This is a genomic window from Methyloceanibacter sp. (genome assembly GCF_050728395.1).
Taxonomy (GTDB): domain Bacteria; phylum Pseudomonadota; class Alphaproteobacteria; order Rhizobiales; family Methyloligellaceae; genus Methyloceanibacter.
On record NZ_JBOHJB010000181.1, the window covers coordinates 1 to 2555 of the forward strand.

The following is a 2555-nucleotide window of genomic DNA, read 5'->3' on the forward strand; positions in this document are numbered from 1 at the left end:
CAAGCCAGGCTGGTGGGAGACCATGGTCGGTCCCGGCAAGCCGATCGATACCGACCGCTATTTCGTGCTCTGCCCCAATGTGATCGGAGGCTGCATGGGCTCGACCGGGCCAAGTTCGATCAATCCCCGCACCGGGCGCTCCTATGGGCTCGATTTTCCTGTCATCACCATCGCCGACATGGTGCGGGCGCAGGCGAGGCTGCTCGACCATCTCGGGGTTCCTGACGTGCTCTGCGTGCTCGGCGGCTCCATGGGCGGCATGCAGGTTCTCGAATGGGCGTCGACCTACAAGGACCGCGTATTCTCCGCTGTGCCGATCGCTTGCGCGGCGCGCCACTCCTCGCAGAACATCGCCTTCCACGAGGTCGGGCGGCAGGCGGTGATGGCCGATCCGGACTGGTGCCAGGGCCGCTATCTCGATGAAGGCACGAGCCCGCGCAAAGGCCTCGCCGTCGCCCGCATGGCGGCGCATATCACTTATCTCTCGGACGACGCGCTGCACACCAAGTTCGGCCGGAACTTGCAGGACCGCGACAAGATCACCTTCGGCTTCGACGCCGACTTCCAGGTGGAGAGCTATCTCCGCTATCAGGGCTTGAGCTTCGTCGACCGGTTCGATGCCAACTCCTATCTCTACATCACCCGCGCCATGGATTATTTCGATCTTGCCGCGGATCATGGCGGCGTGCTCGCCAATGCCTTCCAAGGCACGCGCACGCGCTTCTGCCTTGTCTCGTTCACCTCGGACTGGCTGTTTCCCACCGAGGAAAGCCGGGAGATCGTGCATGCACTGAACGCGGTCGCCGCCAATGTCAGCTTTGTCGAGCTAAAGACCAAGGGCGGACACGATTCCTTCCTGCTGCACGAGCCTGAGCTGTTCGACACCATTCGCGGCTTCTTGAACGCCGGTGCGCGGCAGCGCGGCATCGCCGAGCCGGAGGGCTGGCTCCCATGAATTTGAACGTGCCGCCGCATGGCTTGCGCACGACGACCGACACGTCGCGCGTCGACCTCCTGCTCATCGCCGACATGGTGACGCCTGGCGCACGCGTGCTCGACATCGGCTGTGGCGACGGCACGCTGATGCGCCTGCTCGCGGCGAAGCGCGGCGCCGATGCGCGCGGCATCGAGCTAAGCCAAGCCGGGGTGAATTCTTGCGTGGCGCAAGGGCTCGCGGTGATCCAGGGCGACGCCGATACCGATCTCGTCCACTACCCCGACCTCGCCTTCGACTACGCCATTCTGAGCCAGACCATCCAGGCGACGTACAGCCCGAAAGACGTGCTCGAGCAGCTGTTGCGCATCGGCGGTCGAGTGATCGTGTCCTTCCCCAATTTCGGACATTGGCGCGTGCGCACGCAGCTTCTGTTCGGCGGCAAGATGCCGAAGACCGACAATTTGCCGGACCGCTGGTACGACACGCCAAATATCCATCTCTGCACCATCAAGGACTTCTTGGATCTGTGCCGGGATGCCGGCGCCAAGGTCGAACGAGTGGTGGCGCTCAACGCCTATGGCACCAAGCTCGGCGTCTCCATGCCGCTCTTCATGCAGAATCTGTTCGGCGAGCAGGCGGTGTTCCTGCTGTCGCGCTGAGTCTACGCCTCATGCTTCGAGACGGGCGCGATGCGCGCCTCCTCAGCATGAGGACCTAGCATCCTCATCCTGAGGAGGGCCGAAGGCCCGTCTCGAAGGATGAGCGTCGCTCGGCGTGACGCCGGCGGGGACCGGCACCACGCGGCGGCGGTTGGTGCGGACTTCCTTCACCGGCAGCGCGGCGTAGATCTGCTTGGTCGCCTCGACCAGGATCACGCCGGAGAAGGCTGGCCACAGCACGAGGCCTAGCCGCTCCCAGAACACCGGCCATTTGAGCAGGACGCGCCAAGAGAAGGGCGGCATATAGAGCGCGTATTGCCACTCCTCAGGCGAGAACATGGCGTCCTTGAGGAGCTTGGTGATTTGCGAGCGGCTGAACGGGCGCCCGTGACCGAAGGGCGTGGAGTCGACCCGCGCCCACAGGCCGCGCCGGTTCGGCACGATGATGAGCAGCCGTCCGTTCGGCGCCAGCACCCGCCACAGCTCGCGCAACAGCGCGCGCGAGCGCTCGCTCCATTCGAGCATATGCACGAGGAGAAGCCGGTCGGCGCATTCGTCGGGAAGCGGCAACTCGCTATCATCGACGAGCACGCTCAATCCGTTCCCTTCCTTGGGCCAGGAGATGACGCCAAGCTCTTCAGGCATGAGCGCGCCCAAGGGACAGGCATCGGCGCGGAAGGCGCCAAGGTAAGGCGTGGCGAAGCCGAGGCCGAACAGACTCTGGCCCTGCAGATTGCTCCAGCGCGCCCTGAGCCTTGCCCCGAGCAGGCGGCGCACCACGCCGCCAAGGGGGGAGGCATAGAAGTCCTTGAGATCGATGGCATCGAGATGCATGGCCACCATCATAGCTGGTGGACGCAAAGCGCGGCATCCCTCCCCTCATGAGGGAAGCGCGGCAGATGATGACCTTCTTCATCCCTCCCCTTGACGGGGAGGGTGGCCGCCGAGCAGCGCTCGGC

3 protein-coding genes are annotated in these 2555 nt (G+C 64.7%); 2 read left to right on the forward strand and 1 reads right to left on the reverse strand.

The annotated features are described in order from the left end of the window. Nucleotides 1-955 (forward strand): homoserine O-acetyltransferase MetX (gene metX / locus ACREC7_RS16335; RefSeq protein ID WP_431556743.1); only part of this gene is annotated, 955 nt, incomplete at its 5' end. Next, nucleotides 952-1596, forward strand: a complete 645-nt coding sequence (metW, locus tag ACREC7_RS16340; RefSeq protein ID WP_431556744.1) for a methionine biosynthesis protein MetW — start codon at nucleotides 952-954, stop codon at nucleotides 1594-1596. The genes metX and metW, both read left to right, overlap by 4 nt. Before the next feature lie 42 nt (nucleotides 1597-1638). On the opposite strand, the gene ACREC7_RS16345 is transcribed toward metW, so the two are convergent. Then, the gene (locus tag ACREC7_RS16345) at nucleotides 1639-2457 is read right to left on the reverse strand and encodes a class I SAM-dependent methyltransferase (protein WP_431556745.1); all 819 of its coding nucleotides are present in this window, start codon (nucleotides 2455-2457) and stop codon (nucleotides 1639-1641) included. Between the last annotated feature and the right edge of the window lie 98 nt (nucleotides 2458-2555).